The sequence below is a fragment of the Pedosphaera parvula Ellin514 genome (assembly GCF_000172555.1).
GTDB lineage: Bacteria > Verrucomicrobiota > Verrucomicrobiia > Limisphaerales > Pedosphaeraceae > Pedosphaera.
The window spans coordinates 1-24,932 of sequence record NZ_ABOX02000037.1 but is presented as its reverse complement, the minus strand read 5'-3'; the positions used below and the strand labels follow the sequence as shown (position 1 = coordinate 24,932).

The following is a 24,932-nucleotide window of genomic DNA, read 5'->3' as shown; positions in this document are numbered from 1 at the left end:
AAGCGAGTAAGTTTATAGGAAAATATGGCTGGCAACTTTTATGAATCCGACCGGGCGCTGGTGGAATATTTGCTTTTTCACTATGGTGCGCCCGACGAGTTGTTGCCGGAAGGTTTTCCGAGGGAGAATATCCTCCATTTCCCCGTTCGTTGTGTAACCGAATGTCTTGACGTAAAACGTATTCCGGAAAAAGCCCGGGCTTTGGACCTGGGCTGCGCGGTTGGTCGCGCCACATTTGAACTGGCTCGTTGGTGTTCCTCGGTCATCGGTATCGATTATTCTGAGCGCTTCGTCACCATTGCCGGTCATTTGAAGAAGAATGGTTCGTTTCTGTTCGGCTGCATTGAAGAGGGAGATTTGACTCATCCTTGCCAGGCGGTTGTGCCTCCGGATATCGATCGCAGTCGCGTCGTATTTGAGCGTGGTGATGCACTTAACCTGCGAAAGGATTTAGGCAGGTTTGATGTCGTGTTGATGGCGAACCTGATCGATCGCTTGAGTAATCCTCGTTACTGCCTGGAAAAAGCCGCCGATCTGGTTAACCCCGGTGGCCATCTCATTCTCACCTCGCCTTACACATGGTCAACGGACTACACCCCACGGGAGAACTGGTTGGGCGGATTTGAACGGGATGGCGCTCGTATAAGGTCCTTCAACGTCATCAAGGAAATTCTTTCACCCAACTTTGATCTGGCTACCCGCAAGGACCTTCCTTTTCTCATTCGGGAACATGCCCGGAAGTTTCAACTCGGCGTATCGGATGCGACTGTGTGGATTCGCAAGTGAATTCGTTCGACATTTCTGTTTGAATTTTCGAAACTTCCCCGCAATGCAGGCCATCATAGCTCTTTGCTTAATGGTCTGGCAGAAGATGCAACACGCCACGAAAAACGCCTTCATAATTTGCCTTGCGGTCATATGCTTCATAACTGCCGGTTGCTCGCAGAAAGCTCATGACAAGCTCATTGTGGGAATGGAACTTTCCTACCCGCCATTTGAAATGACCGATGAGAAAGGAAATCCTGCGGGCATCAGCGTCGATTTGGCACAAACTCTGGGCAAGTATCTCAATCGTGAAGTTGAAATCCAGAATACTCCCTTTGACGGTCTCATTCCGGCACTAAAGACAGGGAAGATTGATTTGATTATCTCTTCGATGACCGCCACCCCAGAGCGCGCCCAATCGATTGACTTCTCTGATCCGTACCTCAGGACCGGTCTCTGTTTGTTGGTTAACAAGAACTCATCCATTCAATCGATTCAGGATCTGGATCAGCCCGGAAAAACCGTCGCAGTCAAGAAGGGAACCACGGGACATACCTACGCGACTGGTAACATGAAGCAAGCCAAGGTCCTGGTGCTGGACAAGGAATCTGCATGCGTGTTGGAGGTCGTTCAGGGCAAGGCGGACGCTTTTATTTACGACCAAATGTCTACCTACCAAAATTGGAAGCACAATGAAGAAACGACTCGCCCCATTTTGAAACCATTCAAGGAAGAGTCGTGGGCTGTTGGCATTCAAAAGGGAAACACCGAACTCCAGAGCAAGGTGAACCAATTTTTGAAAGACTTTAAGAACAGGGGCGGCTTCGAAGAACTGGGTGACAAGTATTTGAAGGACCAAAAAGAGGCTTTCAGAAAACTGGGTTTTCCCTTCTACTTCTAGACGTGAGTTTGGCCAAATTCTTCACTGCTTCGAATATTCCGGGGGCAACACCACCACCAGTGTGGGTGCGTGCGCTCAACTTTTTCATAGCATTTCTCCTGGTGGCTTTGATTTTCTTCTTCTCGTTTCATCAGGTGAATTATCACTGGAACTGGAGTTCGATCTACAAATACCGTCAGAAGTTCTTCCAAGGCTGGGTGACTACCATCCTTATTTCGTTGGCATCGCTCGGCCTGAGCACGTGCATCGGTTTCATCTTTGCCCTGGGCCAGCGAACCCGCTTCCTGCCATTCCGCTATTTCAGCAAGCTCTATATTGAGATTGTCCGCGGCACACCTTTGCTCGTTCAGATTCTTATTTTCTTTTATGTGGTGGCGAATGCCTTCCGGGTTGAAAATCGTTATTTGGTGGGAATCCTGACGCTTTCGTTCTTCAGCGGAGCCTACATTTCGGAAGTGATTCGCGCCGGAATTGAAAGCGTTGGAAAATCCCAAATCGAATCAGCCAGAGCGATCGGCTTGACGCGCGCTCAGACCTATCGTTACGTCATTGTTCCGCAGGCAATCCGCCAATCCTTGCCTCCACTGGCGGGACAATTTGTATCGCTCATTAAAGATTCCTCACTGCTTTCCATCATTTCCATCAGCGAATTCACGCTGAACGCGCAGGAGGTTAATTCCTATACTTTCAGTACTTTGGAAAGCTATATTCCACTTGCAGTCGGCTATCTGGTTCTAACGCTGCCGATTTCGATCTGGACCCGTCATTTGGAACAGAAGCATCGATATGAGACTTAGGATCGATCAGCTCTCCAAAAGCTTCGCTGGCCATGCCGTGCTGAACCAGGTATCACTCCATCTGGAGAAAGTCCATACGCTCTCCCTGATTGGTCCATCCGGTGGTGGAAAGTCCACACTGTTGCGCATTATCGCTGGACTGGAGTATCCGAACTCCGGTGAAGTGGAGATAAACGGAGAGCGCATTTCTTTTCAGGACGAACAGGCGCTCCTAACGCACCGCCGCACCGTCGGCACGGTCTTCCAGGCGTTTAATCTTTTTCCACATCTGACTGCACTTCAAAATATCACACTGCCCCTGGAAAAAGTTCATCATTACGCCCCGGCTGAAGCTTCCGAGATCGCGCAACAATTCCTGACCCGTTTCAAGCTGGAAAAGCATTCTTTCAAAAAGCCGGCTGAACTCTCCGGTGGACAACGCCAGCGGATCGCAATCGCCCGCGCCGTTGCCATTAAACCCAAACTCCTGCTTCTCGACGAGCCGACATCCGCCCTCGATCCCGAAATGACTGCTGAAGTGCTCGACATGATTGAGGAACTGCGCGAAGAAGGCCGTGACTTTGTCCTCGTAACGCACGAAATGGGTTTTGCCCGGAAGGTAGCTGACCAGGTGGCTCTGATCGCCGAAGGTCGGATCGCCGAATGCGGACCCGCTGAGCAGATATTCGAACATCCCGAAAGCCAGCAAACGCAGGACTTTCTGGCCAGGATTCTGAAATACTAATCAGTGGGTCTGTTGTTCAAGATGCAACCGGGTTTCTGCCAAATCCAGGTCTCGTTCAATCCTGCGCATGACTTCATCGTTGATGACGCGTTGATTTCTTAGGTTCAGGATAACCTGCCTTTCCACCTTGAGGGCTTCATCTTGCAAACGCAGATAGGGTGACAGGCCTGAAGTTGGTCGTTCTTCAGGTGCTTCCAGGCTGCACACATGCAATTCTTTGATCCTATCCTCATACTCCCTATGCAAACGATCCACCAATTCATTCGGCACGGAGTCCTCCTTCCCCAATTCCTTCAGTCGCGTCATGGCCGCCTGGTTGGCTTTTAACCGGGCCTCTCTTTCCTCCTGCTCGGCCAAGTTGTCACTGCTTACCTTCAACGCGCGTATCAAGGCAGGAAGGGTTAATCCTTGAAACACCAGCGTCGCCACTATCACACAGAAGGTAAAAAAGATAATTGAGTCCCGCCCCGGAAATGGTTTCCCATTCGCTAACGTAAAAGGCAACCCAAGTGCTGCAGCCAGCGAAACAACCCCGCGCATCCCCGTCCATGCAACGATAGACACATTTCTCCAGCCTGGATAAGGGTCTCGTTGCCTTAAAGCCTGACTGAAGTAACGGGGCAGATAAGTTGCCGGAAACACCCAGACGATACGCACGAGAATTACCGCCAGGCTTAGTAGTGCGGCCTGCCCACAGAGTTTCAGCATCGACTGTCCTTCCAGAGTCTGGAGCACCTCGGGAAGTTGAAGGCCAATCAAAAGGAAAATTATTCCGTTCAGCAGGAAAACGACCATCTCCCAAAACGGATAGGCCAGCAACCGGGTCTTCGCGTCGCTGATTTCCGGCATATGCCAGCCTACATAAAGTCCAGCTGTAACCACTCCAAGCACACCCGACACTCCCAAACGTTCTGCCGACAGATACGCAGCAAATGGAGTTAATAAGGAGATAATGATTTGCACGGGCGGATCATCAATCCACTTGGAAATTTTTACCGACACCCATCCAATGCCCAACCCGATTGCTATCCCACCCATGCTCACCAGTACAAAGGCCCCGCCAGCCTGAACAAGTGAAAACGAACCGCTGACCATGGCGGCGACGGCGAAGCGTAACGCCACAAGCGCAGAAGCATCATTGACCAGACTTTCGCCTTCCAGAACAGTAACAATCCTTCGCGGCATCCCGAGTCTTTGTGCAATAGCGGTGGCTGCGACCGCATCAGGAGGAGAAACGATCGCGCCAAATGCGAATGCTGCCCCCAGAGGCAAACCTTCCACTAAATAATGTGCAAGAAAGCCGACCACCACAGTGGTGAAAATCACCAACCCGACCGCCAGAAGACTGATCGAGCGTATGTTCGCATAAAAATCACGCCATGAGGTGAACAGCGCGGCGGGAAATAACAGAGGCGGTAGGAAAAGAAAAAACACCAGATCGGGTCGCAATTTCACTCTGGGCAAACCTGGTATTAATGCCAGCAGCAACCCGCCAATAACGAACAGGATGGGAAAGGGGACTTTGATTTTGCGGGCGAGCACTGTCAATGCTGCCACCGCAACCAACAATCCTAATAGCAAATCAACGTGCTCCATGCTGCGCCCAATGTAGTTGTATCAATGCTTTTTACAAATCAACCAGGTTCAAACAAATTGTCCGGCTGCGAAGCCAGATGCCCAAGCCCATTGAAAATTATAGCCACCCAGCCAACCTGTCACATCTACAATCTCTCCGATGAAATAAAGCCCGGGCAATTTGCGCGCTTCCATGGTTTTTGAAGAGAGTTCTCCAGTGTCCACCCCGCCAAGTGTAACTTCCGCCTTGGCATAACCTTCAGTGCCGGATGGAAGAATTTCCCAATGCTGAAGGCGTTGAGCAATGGCCTCGAGTTCCACATTGGAATAGCGGTGCATCGGTTTTGAAGGTGCGAACCGGGTGCACCATTCCTGTGTAAACCGCTGTGGCAGGTGTTCAGCTAATAAATTTTTCAATTCCTTGGCTGATTGTCGACTCCTTAACAGCAGTTCTTTCACATTCACCTCGGGAAAAAGGTTGATCGCGATTCCACCTTTTTCCTGTTGATAACTCGACACCTGTAGAATGGCCGGTCCGCTAAGCCCGCGATGCGTGAAGAGAATATTCTCGCGAAAGCTCACGTCTTCAGCGATGGCAATGGCATCAATGGATATGCCGCTTAACTGACCAAAGACAGATTGTTCGTCACCTTGGAAAGTCAGCGGCACCAGTCCGGGACGCGCGGGCACCAAATTAATTCCAAACTGTTTTGCGATGCGATATCCAAAATCCGTTGCTCCAATTTTCGGAAACGAAAGTCCCCCCGTCGCGATGACTAATGCATCTGAACTGAATGATCCTTGATTGGTGGCCAGTTGGAATTCCGCATCTTTCGCAACCTGCTCAACCCGGCAATTAAGGCGGATTTGAACACCAGCCTTTTTGCACTCTGCGTCCAGCATCTCAACTATCTGGCGTGAACTAAAATCACAAAAGAGCTGGCCTAGTTTTTTTTCGTGATAGGCAATCCCATGCTTCTCCACCAAGGCAATAAAATCGGCAGGCCGATATCGGGCAAAGGCCGACTTGCAGAAATTTGGATTGTTGGAGAGATAGTTTTGCGGGGTTGCATTGACATTGGTGAAGTTGCATCGCCCTCCGCCCGAGATAAGTATCTTTTTCCCTAGTCTCTCTGCATGGTCCAAAACAACAACGGAACGGCCTCGTTTGCCTGCCTCGATGGCACACATCAGTCCCGCGGCTCCTCCTCCGATTACAATTACGTCAAACTTCATCGGGCAGGGTTCGCTTCTGGAGGCCTGGCTTGCTTGCCGTTCGACACCGAAGGTTCTTTTCGTTCATCGGAGGCTAGTTTAGAGGAAGGCTCTGCTTTTTCAATTCCCCAAACTTTTCCGAGAATTTCATATATCCTGGGATCCTGTTGTTTCAGTTCGGAACGAACAAAAGGATAAAAATCATTCACTCCAAAATAGGCTTCAGTAGATTCGGCAAAATATTCCTGATCATTGCTCAAAGCATAGTGTCGTAGGATCTGTCCATTGATATGCATTATGCTTTCATACTTTCTGGAGGCAACGGCTGCGTCAAATGCTGACTTGATTTCCGCGTTGTCATAACCCAGTACGCGGTGATGGTAGCTGTGAGCCATTTCATGTAACACCATCCATGGCTGCTCCTTCGTCCACGTTAGGAAGTTTTTGGCATTGGCAATTTCAACCCCGCAAGCTTTCTCAGGATTCATATCGTGCTCTCGCAGCCAATCTGGTGAAGGGTGATAACACATACATGGAAACTTCGGGTCATTCAATTCGATCCATATGGGGACTTCGCGAAGCTTCGTGAGCGCCGGGGATGGCACTGCTCTCGTTATTTGATACAGCTGAAATTCCAACAGCCGAACAACCTGTTGTGACAAATTAGTATTCAGCAATAAGTCTTTATGGATGCGTAAGCCCCAACCCTCCAACTTTCGAACCTCGTATTTGTCAGTTGTATCGTAAGCTTCGGCCTTTGATGATGTAAGGAGCAGTAGGAAACCGCATGCCAGCAGGATACTGAAAGAGATGGCTCTTTTCATAAATGCTTCAACCAGCAGCATTGGAATTTCCTGTCGCTTGTTCGATTTATCAGGAAACTTAAGGTCATTCCAGTTGCTGGCCTTGCGAGCGATTAATCGCCTGAGACTGATATTCTTCTATCAGTTCCTTGATGCGTTGCGCATCAGCCTTCCGATGGCCATGACTGGCCAGTGGATCGCTCCCTCCGGAAGACTCTATCAAAATGTTCGACCAGACCATCCCGGTTTGAATATGAACAGAAGCCACTTTATAAATACTTATACTGATCTCATCACTGCGAAACCATGATCGCTTGTGACGGATTACCGCCCTGTCCGTCACCTCAATGATGGTGGGGAAGAGCAAGTTTCCACTGGTCCAACGACTGGCCTTAAATACCTCAGATGGCATAATATGAAGTTTGTTATCCGATGCTTCGAAAAAGCAATCTATTTTCCCTCCTGCATGACCAAAACTGCCGCACCTTTGATCTTTCCATGCTTTAGCTGGTCCAACGCTTCATTTGCTTGTTCCAGTGGAAAAGGTTGTATCCTGGTAATTATCGGAACCTTGGGAGCCAAAGGTAGGAACTCCTCCGCATCCTGCCGCGTGAGATTGGCTACGGAGCAAACGGCTCTTTCCTCCCACAGCAGATCATAAGGGAATGAGGGGATGTCGCTCATATGAATTCCACCACAAACCACGATGCCGCCTCGGTCCAGTGCCTTGAGCGCCAATGGCACCAATGGTCCAGCCGGCGCAAAAATGATTGCCGCATCCAAAGGCTCGGGCGGAATTGTTTCAGAATCTCCCGCCCACACTGCGCCCAGCGAGAGGGCAAACCTTTGTCCCTCAAGATCTCCTTTCCGGGTGAATGCGTAAACTTTGCGTCGCTGGTATATTGCGACCTGGGTAATGAGATGAGCTGCCGCGCCAAAACCATAGATTCCCAATCGCTCAGCATCTCTTGTCATTCGCAGTGAACGATACCCAATCAGACCAGCGCAGAGCAGGGGGGATGCTTCGGCATCGGCGTAAAGTGATGGAATTGGGAAGCAGAATCTCTGGTCAGCCACGGTATATTCCGCATATCCGCCATCAATCGTATATCCGGTGAACCTGGCATTTTCGCAGAGATTCTCGCGGCCAGAGCGACAATACTTGCAAACTCCATCCGTCCAGCCAAGCCAGGGGATGCCGACCCGGTCACCTATTTGAAATCGTGTTGCTCCTTCGCCTCTATCCGCAATGGTCCCCACGATCTGGTGCCCGGGTATGACAGGCAGCTTTGGATGGGGTAATTCCCCGTCGATCAAATGCAAATCGGTGCGGCACACAGCACAGGCATGAATTCGCACGAGCACTTGCCCAGCGTCTGGCTTGGGTATTGGCAAATCTACCGCCACCAGAGCCTGCCGCGGTTTTTCCAGTAACATGGCACGCATAGAATAATTGACTCTTCGCAACGATACTGGTCAAGGGCGCGGATTCCCTATTGCTTCGAACTGGCATAGTTCAGCAGGACGTGTCATTGTTTGGCGGGATTGACCAACAGTGTTTTCTATGAAAATTGCCATCGGAAGCGATCACGCAGGGTTTCAATATAAGGAACAAATCAAAGATTTTCTGAAGCAGCTCGGCCACGAGGTGCGCGACTTCGGGACCAATTCGGATGCGTCCGTGGATTACCCACTGTTTATTCGCCCCACGGCCCTGGCTGTGGCGGATGGAGAATGTGAACGTGGAATTGTTCTCGGTGGCTCGGGCAACGGCGAAGCCATCGTCGCCAACCGGGTCAAAGGCGTGCGTTGTGCATTGTGTTGGAATGTCGAATCCGCCCGTCTGGGCCGGCAGCACAATAATGCCAATATGATCTCCATCGGCCAGCGTATGATGACGATCGAAACCGCTTTTCAGATTGTGCAAACCTGGCTGGACACTCCCTTTGAGGGTGGCCGACATCAGCGGAGGATTGAAGAAATCGATCAGGCGACACCTGAAGGATGCGCCCGCTCATAGTGCTTGGCTATTAGAAAAATTTCATTGGGAAAAATGTCAGGAATCAGTAAAACATTCTCTTATGAGCAATGATTTCAGAATAGAAGCCGATTCAATGGGTGAAATGAAGGTGCCTGCCAGCGCTTATTACGGCGCGCAGACGGCACGTGCAGTGGAAAATTTTCCCATCAGCAATCTGCGGTTTTCCCGTCAATTCATCAAGGCTTTAGGATTAATCAAAAAGCACGCGGCCGTAACCAATGCGGGGTTGGGCTATGTGCCGGCGAAGGTGTCAAAGGCCATTCAGGAAGCCGCTCAAGAGGTTATTGAAGGCAAGTGGGACCATCAGTTCGTGGTGGATATTTTCCAAACTGGTTCCGGCACCTCGACCAACATGAACACCAACGAGGTGATCGCCAATCGCGCGAGTGAGCTGCTCGGTGGCAAGCGTGGTGACAAGTCGGTTCATCCAAATGACCACGTCAACTGCGGGCAATCCAGCAACGATGTGATTCCCACTGCCATCCATCTTGCGACTCTTGATTCCATCGTCCATGATCTCATCCCCGCCTTGAATGAATTGCACGAAGCTTTGCTCGCAAAAGCCAAGGCCTTTGGAGATGTTTTAAAAATCGGCCGCACACATTTGCAGGATGCAACACCTATTCGCCTGGGCCAGGAATTCAGCGGCTATGCCAGCCAGGTGGAGCATGGCATTAATCGCCTCTGGGCAGTTGAAGCAAATCTTGGTGAACTCGCCTTAGGTGGCACTGCCGTAGGCACAGGGATCAACACGCATATCGATTTCTCTGGCCGAACCATCGAAGGCATTTCAGATGAAACCGGGCTCAAGCTGAGGGAAGCCAAGAATCACTTTGAGGCTCAGGGCGCTCGGGATGCCTGCGTCGAAGCCAGTGGCGCTTTGAAAACTGTCGCAGTGAGCTTGATCAAGATTGCCAATGATATCCGTCTCCTCGGCTCTGGGCCTCGTTGCGGAATTGGTGAGTTGAAATTGCCTGCGACTCAACCTGGCTCTTCGATTATGCCCGGCAAAGTGAATCCTGTAATGTGCGAGATGCTCATCCAAGTGGGTGCACAGGTGATTGGCAATGATGCAGCCATTACTTTTAGCGGCACGTTTGGGAATTTCGAACTGAACGTCATGCTGCCCGTAATTGCCCATAATCTTCTCCAAGCCATTGAGTTGCTCACCAGCGGCAGCCGGGTATTTGCGCGCCGCTGCATCACTGGACTCGAAGCCGACGTTGCCAAGTGCGAGGGCAACATTGAAAACAGTCTTGCCATGTGCACTTCACTGGCGCCGGTCATCGGATATGATAAGGCGGCGAAGATCGCCAAGCAGGCTTACGAGAGCGGCAAGACCATTCGCCAGGTCGCATTGGAAGTCTCAGGTTTGGACAAAGCCAGGATTGATCAACTGCTCGATGCGAAGAGTCAGACTGAACCTGGCACTGGTGCGGGTGGCAGTGCAGGAGGTTAATGCGCGTTCCCAATATTAGATATTGATTGTCCGGTTATCGACGGCGAGGGCAGCCTCACGAAGCGCCTCGCCGAGTGTTGGGTGGGCGTGACAAGTCCTGGCCAGATCTTCACTGCTCGCTCCGAAATTGATTGCAGTGGCCGCCTCATTGATCAAATCCCCAGCGTGCGCAGAAATAATGTGCACACCGAGAATGCGATCAGTCTTGGCATCTGCCAGCACCTTGATCTTCCCTTCCGTAATGCCCATGCTGCGAGCTCGTCCATTGGCCAACATCGGGAAAAGACCTTTTTTGTATTGAATGCCTTCGGCCTTGAGCTGCTCTTCGGATTTACCCACAGTCCCAATTTCAGGTTGTGTGTAAACAATGCCGGGTATTGCATCGTAATTCACGTGGCTATGGCCGGTCGCAATTTGTTCCACACAGGCAATCCCTTCTTCTTCAGCTTTATGAGCGAGCATGGGGCCGCGAATGACATCTCCAATGGCATAGATGCCGGGCACCGAAGTGGCGAAATGTTTGTCCACCTCAATTCTCTTTCGTGAATCCAATTTGATTCCAACCGAATCCAAGCCAAGTTCATCTGTGTTCGGTACACGCCCTACGCACAGAAGAACGCGATCACAGGTAGTTGGTTCATTACCGTCCGACTCCACCACACATTCTTTTCCTTTCACCTTGGCACTCGTCACTTTGGTGCCCAGGCGAAATTCCATTCCTTGCTTTTCAAAAATCTTTTTGGCTTCGGCGGCAATCTCATCATCCAGTCCGGGCAGGATGCGATCCAGAAATTCCAGCACCGTCACCTTTGCCCCCAACCGCTTCCAGACAGAACCCAGTTCCAGTCCAATGTAGCCAGCTCCGATCACAACCAAATGTTTTGGCACTTCCGGATATGCGAGAGCCTCTGTACTGGTGCCGATGCGATCACCTTCCAACTGCACTCCGGGAAGCAGACTCGATTTGCTTCCTGTCGCAATCAAGATGTGTTTGCCTTCAAGATCAATGGACTCGTTGGAACTCTTCACTGTCACCTTGCCTTGGCCGATGATGCGTGCATGACCGGCGTAACGAGTGATCTTATTCTTCTTAAAGAGTCCGGCAACACCCTTGGTCAATGTATCGACAACCTGATCCTTTCGCTTCAGCATGGTTGCGAGATCGAGCTTTACCTCAGGTACAAGAATTCCATGGCCCTTAAATTTCTCCCTGGCCTCCCAGAATCGCTCACTGGACTCCAATAACGCCTTGCTGGGAATACAGCCGATGCGCAGGCAGGTGCCGCCCAGTGCTGGTTCCTTTTCGATACAGGCGACATTCAATCCAAGTTGAGCGGCCCGTATGGCGGCAGTGTAGCCACCAGGTCCTGCTCCGATGACAATTAAATCATGCTGAGGCATAAGAAATTCCCTATTGGTTGCCGAAAATAATCGGCCTAAACTTCGAGAAGCATTCGCGTGGGCGCTTCAACAATCTCCTTGATGCGCTTTAAAAAGGTCACGGCTTCACGACCATCCACGATGCGATGATCGTAGGTCAGGGCAATATACATCATCGGACGGATCACGACCTGACCTTGAAGAGCTATCGGACGTTCCTGGATCGCGTGCAGTCCAAGTATTCCGCTTTGGGGTGGATTTACAATCGGGGTGGAAAGCAGCGAACCATAAACACCGCCGTTGCTAATGGTAAAGGTTCCGCCTTGTAATTCATCCGGCTTGAGCTTGTTGTCCTTGGCGCGCTTTCCAAATTCAGCAATCGCCAACTCTATTTCTGCAAAGCTGAGACGTTCGGCGCTTCGTATGATGGGAACCACCAATCCTTTGCCTCCACCGATGGCGACCCCAACATCAAAATAGTTGCGGTAAACAATGTTGTTTCCACGAATCTCCGCGTTTACCTGCGGAACCAGTTTGAGCGCATCGATTGAAGCCTTCACGAAAAAGGACATGAAACCCAGTTTGATGCCATATTTCGCCTGAAAAGTTTCCTGATATTCCTTGCGGAGTAACATGACAGCACTCATGTCGACCTCGTTGAAAGTAGTTAGCAGGGCGGCGTTCTGCTGTGCTTCCACCAAATGCTTTGCCACCGCGCGCCGCAATGGCGTCATCGGCACAACTTCCTCTTCACGACCGCCTGCTGGCGCAGGCTGAGGTGCTGAAGGCTTTTGCGGCTCCGGCTTCGGTTGTCCGGCAGCCCATTGGACATCCTCTTTCAAAACCCGCCCGCCAGGGCCAGTTCCTTTGACCTCTTCCGGTTTCAAATGCTGAGCTGCCATCTCTCTCTGGGCAGCAGGCATTACGAAGGGTTTGGTTTCACGTTCAGCACTCTTCTGATGCCCGTTGCCAGTGGATTCCTTCGCCGGTGCAGGTTTTGCTTCTGGCGCCTTTGCCGGTCCCGCGGCAACTTCGTCCAAGTAACCGATGACTTCACCCACTGAAGCAGTCTCTCCCTTCTGCTTCAAAATTTTGGTGATTTTGCCAGTAACAGGCGAGGGGAGTTCAACTGTGGCTTTTTCAGATTCCAACGTAACAACGTTTTCATCTTTGCCCACTGTCGCCCCTTCAGGCTTCAGCCACTCGCCTATTTCCACTTCACTAATCGATTCCCCTACCGCCGGAACTTTCAGTTCAATCGACATATTTCTCTCTTTGTTGCTTGATCACAGTTAAACCGTTCTTACGACACTTTAGCTTCTGAAAAAGCTTCCGCGAGCAATTCCTTTTGCTCGATTTTGTGAGAATTCATCGAACCCGTTGCCGGACTTGCTGATGCAGGCCGATAGATTCCAGAAAAAGGAAATTTCTTGAAAAGCGTCTCTCCAAACTTTGCCCTCAGATAACGCCAGGCTCCCATATTCTCAGGTTCCTCCTGCACCCAAAATGCGGACGTCCCTTTCGGATATTTCCCTAAAATGGATTCAAAACCTTCCAGATTGATTGGGTAGAGCTGCTCCAGGCGAATGATCGCAACATCATTGCGTTTCAAATCGGTCCGTTGCTTCTCAAGCTCGTAATAAATTTTCCCGGTGCACAACAGGATGCGTTTAACGGCTTGAGGAGGCATGGGGTCCGGAATGATGCGTTGAAACTTGCCACGAGCCAGTTCTTCCAAGTTGGAAGCCACGCGTGGGTCACGGAGCAAGCTCTTCGGCGTCATCACAATCAAGGGCTTTCGCCAATTGCGTTTCACCTGTCGTCGGAGCATGTGAAAATATTGGGCCGCTGTCGTGGGGTAGACTACTTGAATGTTGTCTTCTGCAGCCAGTGCCAGAAATCGCTCCAATCGTGCACTGGAATGTTCCGGTCCACTGCCTTCGAACCCGTGCGGCAGGAGCATGACCAGTCCGGAAAGCCGATGCCATTTGTCTTCAGCACTTACAATGAATTGATCAATGATAACCTGGGCAGCATTTACAAAATCGCCAAATTGAGCTTCCCAGAGCACTAAGCCATTCGGACAATCCAAACTGTAACCGTAATCAAATCCGAGAACGCCCGTCTCTGAAAGAGGGCTGTTAATGATCTCCACTTTGGCTTGATCCGGACTAAGATGCTGCAGAGGGATAAAAGAATTCCCGTTATTGTAATCGTAAAGCACGGCGTGGCGATGACTGAATGTGCCGCGTCCGCTATCCTGGCCGCTCAGACGTACGCGGTGCCCGTCAGCGGACAAACTTGCAAACGCCAATGCTTCCGCGGCAGACCAATCGATTGGGTGCTGACCCTTGGCCATCTCTCGACGACTTTCAATAAAGCGCTCGATTTTTGGATGCGCATGGAAATCTGGAGGCAGATTGGTTTGCTTTTCCAGCAGAGAGGAAAGTTTTGACTTATCAATACCGGTGTCAGGCTCGGCGCTCGTCGCATCCTCTCCACCGACGTACCCGCTCCATAGTCCGTGAAGGCTCTGGTCCACGCGCTTGAATTCCGGGCTGCTCGAAGCCGATAATTCCTTTTCCAGACGCTCGCGCCGTTCAGCTGCAATCTTGTCCGCTTCCTCGCGCTTGATGCCTTCCAGCTTTAACAGGTGTTCCAAATAACCTTCACGAACAGGCTTGCGTTGCTCGATCGCTCTATAAAGTACCGGCTGAGTAAAGGTTGGCTCATCTCCTTCATTATGACCGAGACGACGGTAGGCGTACATGTCAATGAAGACATCGCGCTTGAATGTATGCCGGAACTCCATCGCGAGATGAACAACCTGTGCCACCGCCTCGGGATCTTCGCCGTTTACATGAAATATCGGGCTTTGCAACATCTTGGCCACATCGGTGGCGTACAAGCTGGAGCGAGACTCCTTTGGGGAAGTGGTGAATCCAATCTGATTGTTAACAACAATATGAAGCGTACCCCCCACAGCGTACCCGGGTAATAGGCTTAAATTTAGTGTTTCCTGAATGACACCTTCACCTGGAAAAGCAGCGTCACCATGAATCAAAAGATTCATTCCTTGATTGCGTTCAGTATCGGCAGCGCGATCCTGCTTGGCCCTTGTACGGCCCATGGCCACTGGATTTACAAATTCCAGGTGGCTGGGATTAAAACAGAGCGAGAGATGGATCTGCTTCCCTGCCTCGGTGGTCCAATCGCCGCTGTAGCCAAGATGGTACTTCACATCACCACCACCGCGATATAGTTCAGGATCCTTGTCCGCAAATTCGCGGAAAATTTCGCGTGGATTCTTGCCGATGATGTTGGCCAGCACGTTTAGGCGGCCGCGATGGGCCATGCCAAACACGATTTCCTTGATGCCTTGTTCACCCGCCTTCTCGATGGCCAGGTCCAGCAATGGAATGAGACTTTCCGAGCCTTCCAGGGAAAAACTTTTCGCACCAATAAATTTGCGGCGGATAAATTCTTCGAGTGTCACTGCATCCGTAAGGCGGGTCAGAATTCGCAGTTGAGCCTGGCGACTCAGTTCCAATCGGTTTGCTGTTCCCTCCATCCGCTTTTGCAACCACCGGCGGATAGCCAGGTCATCAATGTGCATGTATTGAACGCCGATGGATTTGCAATAGGTGCTCTGCAGGCGCTCAATAATTTGGCGTACGGTAAGCGGGCCATCACATTGTAACGTTTCAATCGGCAGCGAGGTGTTTAGTTCGGACTCCGAGAAGCCGTACAGGTAAACATCCAATTCAGGCGGGCAGGGGCGTGATTGCCCAAGTGGATCAATCTGCGCAATTCGGTGTCCCCGCACCCGAAAGTTGCGAATCATCTGGATAACGCGTTCCTGTAGATTTCCAGTCTGTACTACCGTAGCGGTGGTTTCGCCACCTGTCACTTCACGGGCAGGAGGATTAAATAAACTTCTGGTCTGAAACGACGGGCCAAGGCGCGAGGTGGCAGTCTTAGCCTCTCCATTCAGGAAGTTGTGAAAATAATCCTGCCACTCTGGCGAAACGGAATTTGGATCTTGAAGATAATCGGCGTAAATGCCCTCTAGAAAAGCAAGATTACTGCTGGCTGGTGATGGTTCAGGCTGGTTCATGATCAATAATTAACTCTCGCGAACACCGGAAAATGTAAGCATAAAGTCGGCCATTTAGCCGCCTTTGACCTGCAAAGTGGATTCAACTTTCTTTACTCCTTGAGTATCCATTGTCAATAAAATGGCCTTTTGAATATTCTCAGTCGAAGAAACGGTTCCAGATAGCGTGACCACCCCGGCAGTCGTGTTCACGGAAATACCCAAGGCAGATAGATCCCGATCAGCGACTAATTTGGCTTTGATGGCGGCAGTGATCCGGGCGTCAGCACTAGCGTCGGCAATTTGTTCACTCACTTCACCGGTCTTCTGCCGAACCACCTTTCCCGTGCGGGCAAGTTCTTCCTTAATGGTCTCCGGGTGCAAGTTCCAGGAATCCAACTTGCTCTGAACCGAGTTCTTCACATCGGAGGCGGTCGATTGAATCTGGCTTTTTGCGCGCTCTGCATCAGGATTTTTGCGTACATCAGCATAATACCATATGGCCACACCAACAAGAATCAGTGCGAAAAACGAACCAAGTAAAAAATTCTTCATTCCGTTACCCTCAAATCAGGTAAACCGCGGAGTCGAAAAAGTCAAATGAACAAAGTAGGCTGCAAGCCGTTGTCAGTAGCAAAGTTACTAAAACCTGAGGTTCCACTCATCGGTCGAATATTTGTTCAATACGAGGTCTGCCGTCTGCTCCTGCGGCCAATCGGTCAACGGCTCAGTTACGGCCCATGTTCTTTGTATGGCGTGTTTCACTGTCTCTACAGGCAGGTTTAGATTGGTCAGGAAATCCGAATGCCGACGGTTCTGACGGTAATCCGGCTGTTTCGAAGGCATCGCAAGCAGGTTTTCGATGAGCGGCAGGTCAAAATTCAATAGGATCGTTCCATGAAAAATTAGAAAGTGGCGTTTACGTCGTTGGGCATTTCCGGAAAACTTGACGTTGTTGATCGCCAAATCGGTATGCCCCTGCACGCTGCTGGAGGTTGACAACAAGGGCTGTAAGGCCTTGAGTTGTTGCTTCATTATGTAAGTATTGGTGTCCGAAATGGTTGCCAGCGCAGACCCTCTTTGAATCCGGAGCACGAGAGAATAATTCAAGCATCCCGGGCCTTGGAGCACTGTTCCGCCTCCACTGCACCTTCTTAGAACTGGAACCAGGTTGGTTTCACAGGCCTTCAGATTCACTTCCGTCGCCGCCTTGTTGGCGTATCCCAGAACAACAAAGTGTTGCCGTGGTTCCCAAAAGCGGAGCAACTCCTCTTCCCGGCCCTGTTCGCAGTAGTCCAGCAGTGCTTCTTCGCACGCCAGGTTCTCCGCGGGTGTTGGCAAAGTAAGATCGAGGTATTTCATTTACTGATGTGGAAGTGTGCTAAGTTATTTTTCGTGATGCGTGATGCCAGGAAATTGTTGGGCTGAGTGTTCTGCAGCACTTCAGGTAGCAATTAATCTTCGTTTGGACAGTCACGATTCAGAATAATCATCAAGACTTGCATAACAAAGTGAAATTGAAGAGCGAAAATTCTGACGAGCGGGCAGCAGCGACTCAATCTCATGGACACGCCGTGTCTGCGACTGGCAAACCCGGTGTTCAGGATTGGGTCGAGCCACTGGAAGCAGCCTTGGAGCTGATTTTGAGGAGCCAGGAGCCCGAAAAAATTACACGCTTTCTGCAAAGACTTGCCGAACGTCTAAGTGAATCAGGAGTCAAGGTTCCGCCGATCGTAAACACACCCTACATTAACACTATTCCTGTAGAACGACAGCCCGCCTATCCCGGAGATTGGCAAACGGAGGTAAAAATCAAAAGCTATATCCGCTGGAACGCCATGGCCATGGTGGTGAATGCGAACCGACTACATGACGGTTTGGGGGGACATATCTCAACATTTGCATCCTCGGCCACCCTGTACGAGGTGGCTTTCAACCATTTCTTCCGCGGCCGAACGGGGGATTTTCCAGGGGACATGATTTATTTTCAAGGTCACGCCTCGCCCGGTATTTATGCCCGTGCTTTCCTGGAGCATCGTTTGGACGAAAGGGATTTGCAAAATTTCCGTCAGGAACTCGCGGAAGGTGGCGGCCTGCCCTCCTATCCTCATCCTTATTTGTTGCCGAATTTTTGGCAGTTCCCAACGGTCTCGATGGGACTTGGTCCAATCTGCTCAATCTATCAGGCTCGCTTTAACAGGTACCTAAGAGCGCGTGGTTTTTTGAAGGATGAAGAGCCAAAGGTCTGGTGTTTCATTGGCGATGGCGAAACCGATGAACCGGAAACACTCGGACCTCTTACCTTGGGGGCTCGTGAAAATTTGGACAATTTGATTTGGGTCATCAATTGCAATCTGCAGCGATTGGACGGGCCGGTGCGTGGCAATGGCAAAATCATTCAGGAACTGGAAGGATTGTTTACCGGAGCTGGCTGGAACGTGATCAAAGTCATTTGGGGTTCCGATTGGGATGAATTGCTGGCCAAGGATAAAACCGGCTTGCTGATCAAACGCATGGACGAAGTGGTGGATGGCGATTATCAAAAGTACTCCGTCGAACCCGGCAGTTACACACGCAAACATTTCTTTGGCAAATATCCTGAATTGCTGCCATTGGTTAATCACCTGAGTGACGAGCAAATTCGCAAGTTGCTCCGTGGAGGTCATGACACTCGCAAGATGTTCGCCGCCTACAGGGCAGCGATGGAGCATAAGGGATCGCCTACTGTAATTCTGGCCAAGACCATCAAAGGCTACGGTTTGGGTGAAGCTGGTGAAGGCAGAAACATCACTCATCAGCAGAAAAAGCTGAACGAAAAAGAACTGCGAGAGTTTCGCACACGCTTCAAGATTCCGATAAATGATGAAGAAGTGGCCGAGGCTCCATTCTATCGGCCCGACGTGGAAAGTTCCGAGCACAAATATTTGATGGAACGTCGGAAGGCACTCGGCGGTTTTCTGCCTCAGCGGCAGGTTTCAGCACCGGCTTTGGAGGTTCCCAAACAGGAGTTTTTCGTTGAACTGCTCAAAGGCGGAAGTTCCAACAGCACCACCAGTTCCTTCGGACGTATTCTGGCGATGTTACTGCGCCATAAGTTAATTGGTAAAAACATTGTTCCCATTATTCCTGACGAAGCGCGCACATTCGGGTTGGACGCCCTTTTTAAGGACATCGGCATTTATTCACCCAAGGGGCAGCTTTATGAGCCGGTGGACAAGGATTCGCTGCTCTATTACCACGAAAGCCGGGACGGACAGATTCTTGAGGAGGGAATTACTGAAGCGGGTTCGATGTCTTCCTTGATTGCAGCTGGCACCGCGTACGCGAGCCTCGGCGTGAACATGATTCCATTTTACATTTACTATTCGATGTTTGGATTCCAGCGTGTTGGGGATTTAATGTGGCTCGCCGGAGATATCAGGGCCAAGGGCTTTCTGTTGGGTGCGACCTATGGTCGAACGACGTTGAACGGTGAAGGCTTGCAACATCAAGATGGTCACAGTCTCTTGTTGGCCAGCACCATCCCAACACTCCTGGCCTATGATGCAGCTTTCGGTTATGAAGTGGCCACTATCATCACTGAGGGCCTTCATCGGATGTATGAAAAGGGGGAGGAGATTCTATATTATCTTACCCTTTATAATGAGAGGTATCCGATGCCAGCGATGCCGGCAGGCGTCCGGGAAGGAATTCTCAAGGGACTTTATAAATTCAAAACCGGTCCTGAAAAGCTGAAGCACAAGGCCCACATTTTTGGCAGTGGTCCCATTATTAATGAAGCTTTGCGTGCCCAAACCATTTTGGCCGATGACTACAATGTTTCGGCCGATGTCTGGAGTGCAACCAGTTATAAGTCCTTACGGAACGATGCATTGGGAGTGAAGCGTTGGAACATGTTGCATCCGGCTGAAAATCCGAAGCTCTCCTATGTTGAGAATGTGCTGGTGAATGAAAAGGGTCCCTTTATAGCTGTATCGGATACCATGAAGAGTGTTCCCGATCAGATCGCTCCATGGGTGCCTGGCGGATTGGTGACATTGGGCACTGACGGTTTTGGTCGCAGCGATACGCGTGCCCGTCTGCGCCGGTTTTTCGAAATCGATGCAGAGTTGGTGGTGATCGCAACTCTCCATGCGTTAGCCGGGAAAGGTCTGATTGAAAAAGGGTTGGTTGCGCAGGCGATCAAAGATTTAAATTGTTGATCCGGAAAAGATGCATCCGGCAGTCGTCGTCTAAGAAAGTCCAAAAGAACCGTAGCGTTTTGATGCAGAGAATTATGGATGTTAAATTACCTAACTTGGGCGAGGGGGCCGATTCGGGCACCGTGGTTAATGTTTTGGTAAAGGAAGGCGATAAGGTTGAAAAGGACCAACCCCTCATTGAATTGGAAAATGAAAAGGCTGTTGCAAGCATCCCATCCTCGGCATCGGGTGTAGTAAGTAAAATCTTCGTTAAGAGCGGTGACAAGATCAGCATCGGCGCCAGATTGGTTTCATTGGACGTCGGGGGCGGAAGCGGCGCAAGGGATACAACTCCAGTTGCGAAACCGGCCAAACAAGCTCCAGTTCCTCCACCTGCTTCGGCGCCTGAGCCTGAACCAATGGAGGAACCGGCAGCAGAGCCGGTCGAGGAATTAGCCGAGCCGGGTGCGATCGATAATTCTGAAGTCGCCGCGTCTCCCTCCATCCGCAACATGGCAAATGATCTGGGGATTGATCTTCGACGAGTAAAGGGAACTGCGCGTGGCGGTCGGATCATCATTTCTGATGTTCGTGCTTATATTCAACGGCTGATCAAGTTGGCGCGACAACCGAAGCCTGCTTCGGTCAGGCCTGAGACTCCGGCCAGGCGTGCTCCTGAGCAGATCGATTTTTCCAAGTGGGGTGAAATTACCAGGAAGCCGATGACACCCCTTCGCAAAGTAATCAGTCATCGCATGCTGGAAAACTGGAATACCATTCCGCATGTGACCCAATTCGATGAGGCAGACGTATCCGAGCTGTTGGAATTGCGAAGGAAGTATGTCTCGGTTTATGAAAAGAAGGGTGCACGCCTGACGTTGACTTCTTTCATTTTGAAGGCAGCGGTTATTGTGTTAAAAAAGCACGCCATCTTCAACGCCAGCCTTGATGAGTTAAACGGGGAGATAATTTACAAAGAGTATTATCACATCGGCATCGCGGTCGATACCGAAGCAGGACTGATGGTGCCTGTCATCCGCGATGTGGATAAAAAAGACCTGCTTCAACTGTCAAAAGATATTGAAGAACTCGCAAGGAAAGCTCGCGACCGCAAGGTCACGGCAGAGGAATTAAAAGGTGGCACCTTTACAATCTCGAACCAGGGCGGCATCGGCGGCTCATTCTTTACACCAATCGTAAATAAACCCGAGGTAGCGATTCTTGGACTGGGCAAAGGCTCTCTGAAACCCGTGGCCAGAAACAACATGATCGAACCACGGATGATGTTGCCCATCGGGCTTTCGTATGATCATCGGCTGATTGATGGCGGAACTGCGGCACGATTCACCGTGGATTTGATCCAGGCAATCGAAAACTTCAACGAGAATGAAGTTAAAGTTTAATTGACCAGGCATTAAAGAATCCAACGAACATTGGTGGTTTTTCATGGAACCGATCAAAACTGATATTGTGGTTATAGGCGCAGGACCAGGTGGCTACACTGCCGCTTTCTACGCCGCTGATTTGGGGAAGAAGGTCATCATGATCGAACGCGATAAGCAGTTGGGAGGTGTCTGCTTGAACCGTGGGTGTATCCCTTCGAAGGCACTGCTCAATGTGGCTCATACCATTAGCCTCGCCCGCGAGTCGGGGCACCGTGGAGTTGTCTTTCAACCACCAACGATCGACACGGGTAAACTCAGAGCCTGGAAGGATGCGGTGGTTCAAAAACTTTCCGGCGGTGTTGCCGCTCTGGCGAAAGCTCGTGGTGTACAAGTGATCCAGGGACGAGGTCACTTTGAAGATTCCGAAACGCTCCGAGTTGAAACGGAGGAGGGACAGCAGTTTATCAAATACGAAAAGGCAATCATTGCGACTGGATCGAAAGCAGCGATGCCGAAAGCATTTGATCTTGGAAACCCACGCGTCATGACCTCAACCGGGGCTTTGGAAGTTGAGGAGATTCCGGCAAATCTATTGGTCGTTGGTGGCGGTTATATCGGTATGGAATTAGGCACCCTGTATGCCGCTCTGGGGAGTAAAGTCGTAATGGTGGAAGCCCTGGAATCGATTTTGTTGGGCGTCGACGCGGATCTTGTCCGCCCGGTAGTTGCTTATGCCAAAAAGAATTTCAAGGAACTTCGGCTGAAGGCAAAAGTTTCGGTGATGGCAACGAGCGGCAAGCAGATTAAAGTGAAGATGGAACATGAGGGCAAGCAAGCCGAGGAACTTTATGACCGTGTTCTGGTTGCAGTCGGGCGCGTTCCAAATGCTGATGATTTAGGTTTGGAAAATACGAAGGTTGAACGCGATGAAAAGGGTTTCATCAAGGTGAATAATCAGCAGCAAACCGCTGACGAGATGATATATGCAATCGGAGATATTGCTGGCGGCATATTGCTGGCACATAAAGCCTTCCGCGAAGCCCGTAACGCTGTCGAAGTTATTGTCGGTGAATCCACGGCACCCGCGAAGTTTGTGATTCCGGCTGTTGTGTTTACAGACCCGGAGGTTGCGTGGTGCGGGTTGACTGAACTGGAAGCGAAGGAGCAGGGCATCGAAGTGCAGGTCGCCAAATTCCCTTGGGGAGCCTCCGGGCGCGCATTAACGTTTGATCGGACAGACGGGCTGACCAAATTAATTATTGAGCCGGGCACCGAGCGCATCCTGGGTGTGGGCATTGTTGGGGTGGGGGCAGGCGAACTGATTGCAGAATGTGTCGTAGCGGTGGAGATGGGCGCAACAGCCAAGGATCTGGCCCTAAGCGTGCATCCACATCCAACCCTTTCCGAGACAATTATGGAAGCTGCTGAAGTTTTTTATGGACATGCTACGCATACAATGGCTCGGAAGAAGGTTGAACAATCGGCTTAAACGATAATTTTTTACTCGAAAGTTGTTGAATTCAGATTTTTAGGGAATAGTATTTCTCACCTTACCTGGCTTCACGGCCGGGAAGAATGGTTCGGGACGTAGCGTAGCTTGGTAGCGCGTCTGAATGGGGTTCAGAAGGTCGTGAGTTCAAATCTCACCGTCCCGACCATTGAATTTTTCTTTTCTGCCTCCCTTTTCACCATTTTTGAAAATACGACCTATTTGCCTAAGGTCGCACGCTTTCTGGAAATGGGTGAATCCCAGTGTCCGAAGCGGTCTTTGGGAATCTTGGTTTCTTCAGGGTAAATGAGATAGATCGCATTCTTGGTATAAGCCATGGCCTCGATTAGATTTTTGCGGGGAAACGTTTTCTGAACGTTCAGCGTCGTGCCTGGATCATTCAAGACTACATCGCCATCCTTGGTGAAGCCGACACAAACCACTAGATGTCCAACCGGGGCACCGGGTCTTCCTCGCAGGCGATTGTACGAAATGGAAAGTCCCACGGGTATGCCACAGGCGATCCAATCTTCAAGCTCGGATATGTCACTCAGCCGTGCAACGTAGGCCCGCATTTTTGGGTAGGAGCCAGCATAAGCGGTGTTGAAGGGCCAATTGCCAGTGCCGTCCCATTTGGCATCAAAGACTTGATTTACAATCTCCGGCACATCGAGGTCCATCTCCGGGCGGTGAAGTTGTTTTGACCAGTAGTTCATTATCATTGAAACGGTTGTGGGACTGCACCAAACATTGCCTCCGGGATATATCATCTGAGATCGTTCAATCGCTGGAATAATCTTGCCCCATGCGGTTCGATTAGGTTTCAGCATGCTGACTTTAGCCGTTGTGTCGAGCAGACAGAGACCAACAAATTTAAGTTGGGGCTTGCGATTTTCACAGTCACTCAGCGTCAGGCGAATTTGCAATTTATCGCAATTATGAGTCAGGATGAGAGTGTCAGTATTTACATCGCCGTTTTCGTCTTTTTGATTAGGCACACTCTCGCGCGGAGATAGCTTCGGGTCCGCCGACCAGAGTCCCATTGTGTAATACTTTGTCGCGTGATCCCCATAAACAGCTCTGGCTTCGATTTTGAGACTGGTTCCTGTAGGAACTTCAACATTCCAGGATGCAACCAGCTCGTTCCATTGAATGCGGGAAATTATTTCAGGTGATTCCAATACGAGTTCACCAGGGCGCTTGCCTTGAGATTTTCGAAACCTGGAGAACTCTTCGAATCCAAGGAATTGGCCACCTCGATTATCAAAAGCATAGGTGATGGACGAGGTGAGCAGGAAGCCCAGGAGAATCAGGCAGTTAATTTTAGTAACGCGCACGCCAGGTTTCAGCTTCGTCGCTTTCATCGGCCAAGTCTTATAGTATTCACGGAATTTAAGGAATTAATTTTGCCCGCAGCAATGCCAGGGTCCAGGTGAGTCCAAGGGTTAATCCAAGAAGAACACCACTGATTACATTGGCAGTGGTGTTTTGCGCAGCATTTGGTCGAAAAAATGTTAAGGAAGCGCCAATCAGCAGACCCGCGACAAATCCACCAAAATGGGCCACCATGTCAGTTCCCGGCGTCATGCCGAACAAGGCAAAAAGTAGCACTCCAGCCGCCAAACCGGCGATCAGAAACCTTTTGGGCCTGTGGCTGATTTTCGCCCACGTAAAGGCTTGAGCCGCGAGCAGCCCCAACGCTCCCATAACCATGCCGGATGCTCCCAGGCCGTGAAAAGGCTTGGAATACATCAAAAAAGAGGCGAGATTGCCGCCAATGCCCGCCAAATATGCCGCTAATAATCCCACTCCCGTGCCATAGCGCCCCATGGTTAACCCAAGGAGAAGTATTCCGATTGAGAGATTTCCTGCCAGATGGGCAAGGTTGGCGTGAAGTTCCATTGCAGTAAAAAGACGCCACCATTGTCCTTTTGCAACCGCCTGCGCGTCCAGCCAACCGGCATTCCTAAGCACATCATTACTGCTGCTGATTCGGTAAAACAGGATGAGAATGACGGCCCAGATTACGCTAAACCAGTCGAAACGAACTTCTGGCCAAGGCAATGTTTGTTGCCAGGGCGGCCAGTTACGATTCTCAAGTTTGTACTGTCGGAGTATTTT

Annotated in this window: 21 protein-coding genes and 1 tRNA gene; 10 read left to right on the top strand and 12 right to left on the bottom strand. The window is 50.5% G+C overall.

The features are described 5' to 3' along the window. Positions 1–24 precede the first annotated feature (24 nt). From CFLAV_RS22620 to CFLAV_RS22605, 4 genes are read left to right on the top strand one after another with little or no spacing between them, the layout of a single operon-like run. Positions 25–786 carry a putative 4-mercaptohistidine N1-methyltransferase gene (locus CFLAV_RS22620; RefSeq protein ID WP_007417170.1) on the top strand — a complete coding sequence of 254 codons (762 nt, stop codon included), beginning with the start codon at positions 25–27 and terminating at the stop codon, positions 784–786. A 43-nt stretch (positions 787–829) separates the two neighbouring features. Beyond that, positions 830–1,666 (top strand): transporter substrate-binding domain-containing protein, encoded by an 837-nt coding sequence (locus CFLAV_RS22615; protein WP_007417169.1) that lies wholly within the window; start codon positions 830–832, stop codon positions 1,664–1,666. A gap of 2 nt (positions 1,667–1,668) precedes the next feature. After that, positions 1,669–2,463: an amino acid ABC transporter permease gene (locus CFLAV_RS22610; RefSeq protein ID WP_007417168.1), complete on the top strand. Its 795-nt coding sequence runs from the start codon at positions 1,669–1,671 to the stop codon at positions 2,461–2,463. After that, complete coding sequence (locus CFLAV_RS22605) at positions 2,453–3,187, top strand: amino acid ABC transporter ATP-binding protein (RefSeq protein ID WP_007417167.1); 735 nt, start codon at positions 2,453–2,455, stop codon at positions 3,185–3,187. Before CFLAV_RS22610 ends, CFLAV_RS22605 begins: the two co-directional genes overlap by 11 nt. On the opposite strand, the gene CFLAV_RS22600 is transcribed toward CFLAV_RS22605, so the two are convergent. Genes CFLAV_RS22600 through CFLAV_RS22580 form a run of 5 tightly spaced genes read right to left on the bottom strand, consistent with a single transcriptional unit; the run spans position 3,188 to position 8,226 of the window. Further along, on the bottom strand, positions 3,188–4,783 hold the full coding sequence (locus CFLAV_RS22600) for a Na+/H+ antiporter (protein WP_007417166.1): 1,596 nt from the start codon (positions 4,781–4,783) through the stop codon (positions 3,188–3,190). 48 nt (positions 4,784–4,831) lie between these two features. Next, positions 4,832–5,998, bottom strand: a complete 1,167-nt coding sequence (locus CFLAV_RS22595; protein ID WP_007417165.1) for a BaiN/RdsA family NAD(P)/FAD-dependent oxidoreductase — start codon at positions 5,996–5,998, stop codon at positions 4,832–4,834. Further along, positions 5,995–6,822 carry a M90 metallopeptidase family protein gene (locus tag CFLAV_RS22590; RefSeq protein WP_007417164.1) on the bottom strand — a complete coding sequence of 276 codons (828 nt, stop codon included), beginning with the start codon at positions 6,820–6,822 and terminating at the stop codon, positions 5,995–5,997. Before CFLAV_RS22590 ends, CFLAV_RS22595 begins: the two co-directional genes overlap by 4 nt. 43 nt (positions 6,823–6,865) lie before the next feature. Continuing rightward, positions 6,866–7,192 (bottom strand): hypothetical protein, encoded by a 327-nt coding sequence (locus CFLAV_RS22585; protein WP_007417163.1) that lies wholly within the window; start codon positions 7,190–7,192, stop codon positions 6,866–6,868. Between the two features lie 38 nt (positions 7,193–7,230). After that, positions 7,231–8,226: a zinc-dependent alcohol dehydrogenase family protein gene (locus CFLAV_RS22580; RefSeq protein WP_007417162.1), complete on the bottom strand. Its 996-nt coding sequence runs from the start codon at positions 8,224–8,226 to the stop codon at positions 7,231–7,233. A gap of 118 nt (positions 8,227–8,344) precedes the next feature. On the opposite strand from CFLAV_RS22580, the gene CFLAV_RS22575 reads away from it, so the two are divergent. Both CFLAV_RS22575 and CFLAV_RS22570 read left to right on the top strand, forming a co-directional pair. After that, the gene (locus CFLAV_RS22575; protein ID WP_007417161.1) at positions 8,345–8,800 is read left to right on the top strand and encodes a ribose-5-phosphate isomerase; all 456 of its coding nucleotides are present in this window, start codon (positions 8,345–8,347) and stop codon (positions 8,798–8,800) included. Positions 8,801–8,861: 61 nt separating this feature from the next. Then, entirely contained in the window at positions 8,862–10,280 is a 1,419-nt protein-coding gene (locus CFLAV_RS22570; protein WP_040549812.1) for a class II fumarate hydratase, read from the top strand. 15 nt (positions 10,281–10,295) lie between these two features. On the opposite strand, the gene lpdA (CFLAV_RS22565) is transcribed toward CFLAV_RS22570, so the two are convergent. The 5 genes from lpdA (CFLAV_RS22565) to CFLAV_RS22545 all read right to left on the bottom strand — a co-directional run bounded on the left by lpdA (CFLAV_RS22565) (position 10,296) and on the right by CFLAV_RS22545 (position 17,118). Beyond that, positions 10,296–11,681 carry a dihydrolipoyl dehydrogenase gene (lpdA, locus tag CFLAV_RS22565; RefSeq protein ID WP_007417159.1) on the bottom strand — a complete coding sequence of 462 codons (1,386 nt, stop codon included), beginning with the start codon at positions 11,679–11,681 and terminating at the stop codon, positions 10,296–10,298. Between the two features lie 35 nt (positions 11,682–11,716). Next, positions 11,717–12,925, bottom strand: coding sequence for a 2-oxoglutarate dehydrogenase complex dihydrolipoyllysine-residue succinyltransferase (gene odhB, locus CFLAV_RS22560; protein WP_007417158.1), 1,209 nt, complete (start codon positions 12,923–12,925; stop codon positions 11,717–11,719). A 38-nt stretch (positions 12,926–12,963) separates the two neighbouring features. Further along, positions 12,964–15,777 carry a 2-oxoglutarate dehydrogenase E1 component gene (locus CFLAV_RS22555; protein ID WP_007417157.1) on the bottom strand — a complete coding sequence of 938 codons (2,814 nt, stop codon included), beginning with the start codon at positions 15,775–15,777 and terminating at the stop codon, positions 12,964–12,966. Between the two features lie 54 nt (positions 15,778–15,831). Next, positions 15,832–16,311: a BON domain-containing protein gene (locus CFLAV_RS32880; RefSeq protein WP_007417156.1), complete on the bottom strand. Its 480-nt coding sequence runs from the start codon at positions 16,309–16,311 to the stop codon at positions 15,832–15,834. A gap of 87 nt (positions 16,312–16,398) precedes the next feature. Beyond that, complete coding sequence (locus CFLAV_RS22545; protein WP_007417155.1) at positions 16,399–17,118, bottom strand: lipoate--protein ligase family protein; 720 nt, start codon at positions 17,116–17,118, stop codon at positions 16,399–16,401. A 149-nt stretch (positions 17,119–17,267) separates the two neighbouring features. On the opposite strand from CFLAV_RS22545, the gene aceE reads away from it, so the two are divergent. The 4 genes from aceE to CFLAV_RS22525 all read left to right on the top strand — a co-directional run bounded on the left by aceE (position 17,268) and on the right by CFLAV_RS22525 (position 22,980). Beyond that, positions 17,268–19,958 (top strand): pyruvate dehydrogenase (acetyl-transferring), homodimeric type, encoded by a 2,691-nt coding sequence (gene aceE, locus CFLAV_RS22540; RefSeq protein ID WP_007417154.1) that lies wholly within the window; start codon positions 17,268–17,270, stop codon positions 19,956–19,958. Positions 19,959–20,032: 74 nt separating this feature from the next. Then, complete coding sequence (locus tag CFLAV_RS22535; protein WP_040549811.1) at positions 20,033–21,340, top strand: 2-oxo acid dehydrogenase subunit E2; 1,308 nt, start codon at positions 20,033–20,035, stop codon at positions 21,338–21,340. A 43-nt stretch (positions 21,341–21,383) separates the two neighbouring features. Then, the gene (gene lpdA, locus CFLAV_RS22530) at positions 21,384–22,811 is read left to right on the top strand and encodes a dihydrolipoyl dehydrogenase (protein WP_007417152.1); all 1,428 of its coding nucleotides are present in this window, start codon (positions 21,384–21,386) and stop codon (positions 22,809–22,811) included. A gap of 92 nt (positions 22,812–22,903) precedes the next feature. Then, positions 22,904–22,980: transfer RNA gene (locus CFLAV_RS22525), tRNA-Pro, on the top strand. A 49-nt stretch (positions 22,981–23,029) separates the two neighbouring features. Here the strand turns inward: CFLAV_RS22525 and CFLAV_RS32875 are convergent. Together CFLAV_RS32875 and CFLAV_RS32870 are read right to left on the bottom strand one after the other, a co-directional pair. Next, entirely contained in the window at positions 23,030–24,175 is a 1,146-nt protein-coding gene (locus tag CFLAV_RS32875; protein ID WP_007417151.1) for a C39 family peptidase, read from the bottom strand. A gap of 28 nt (positions 24,176–24,203) precedes the next feature. Beyond that, positions 24,204–24,932, bottom strand: a 729-nt coding sequence (locus tag CFLAV_RS32870) for a rhomboid family intramembrane serine protease (RefSeq protein ID WP_007417150.1), incomplete at its 5' end; no start/stop codon positions are given.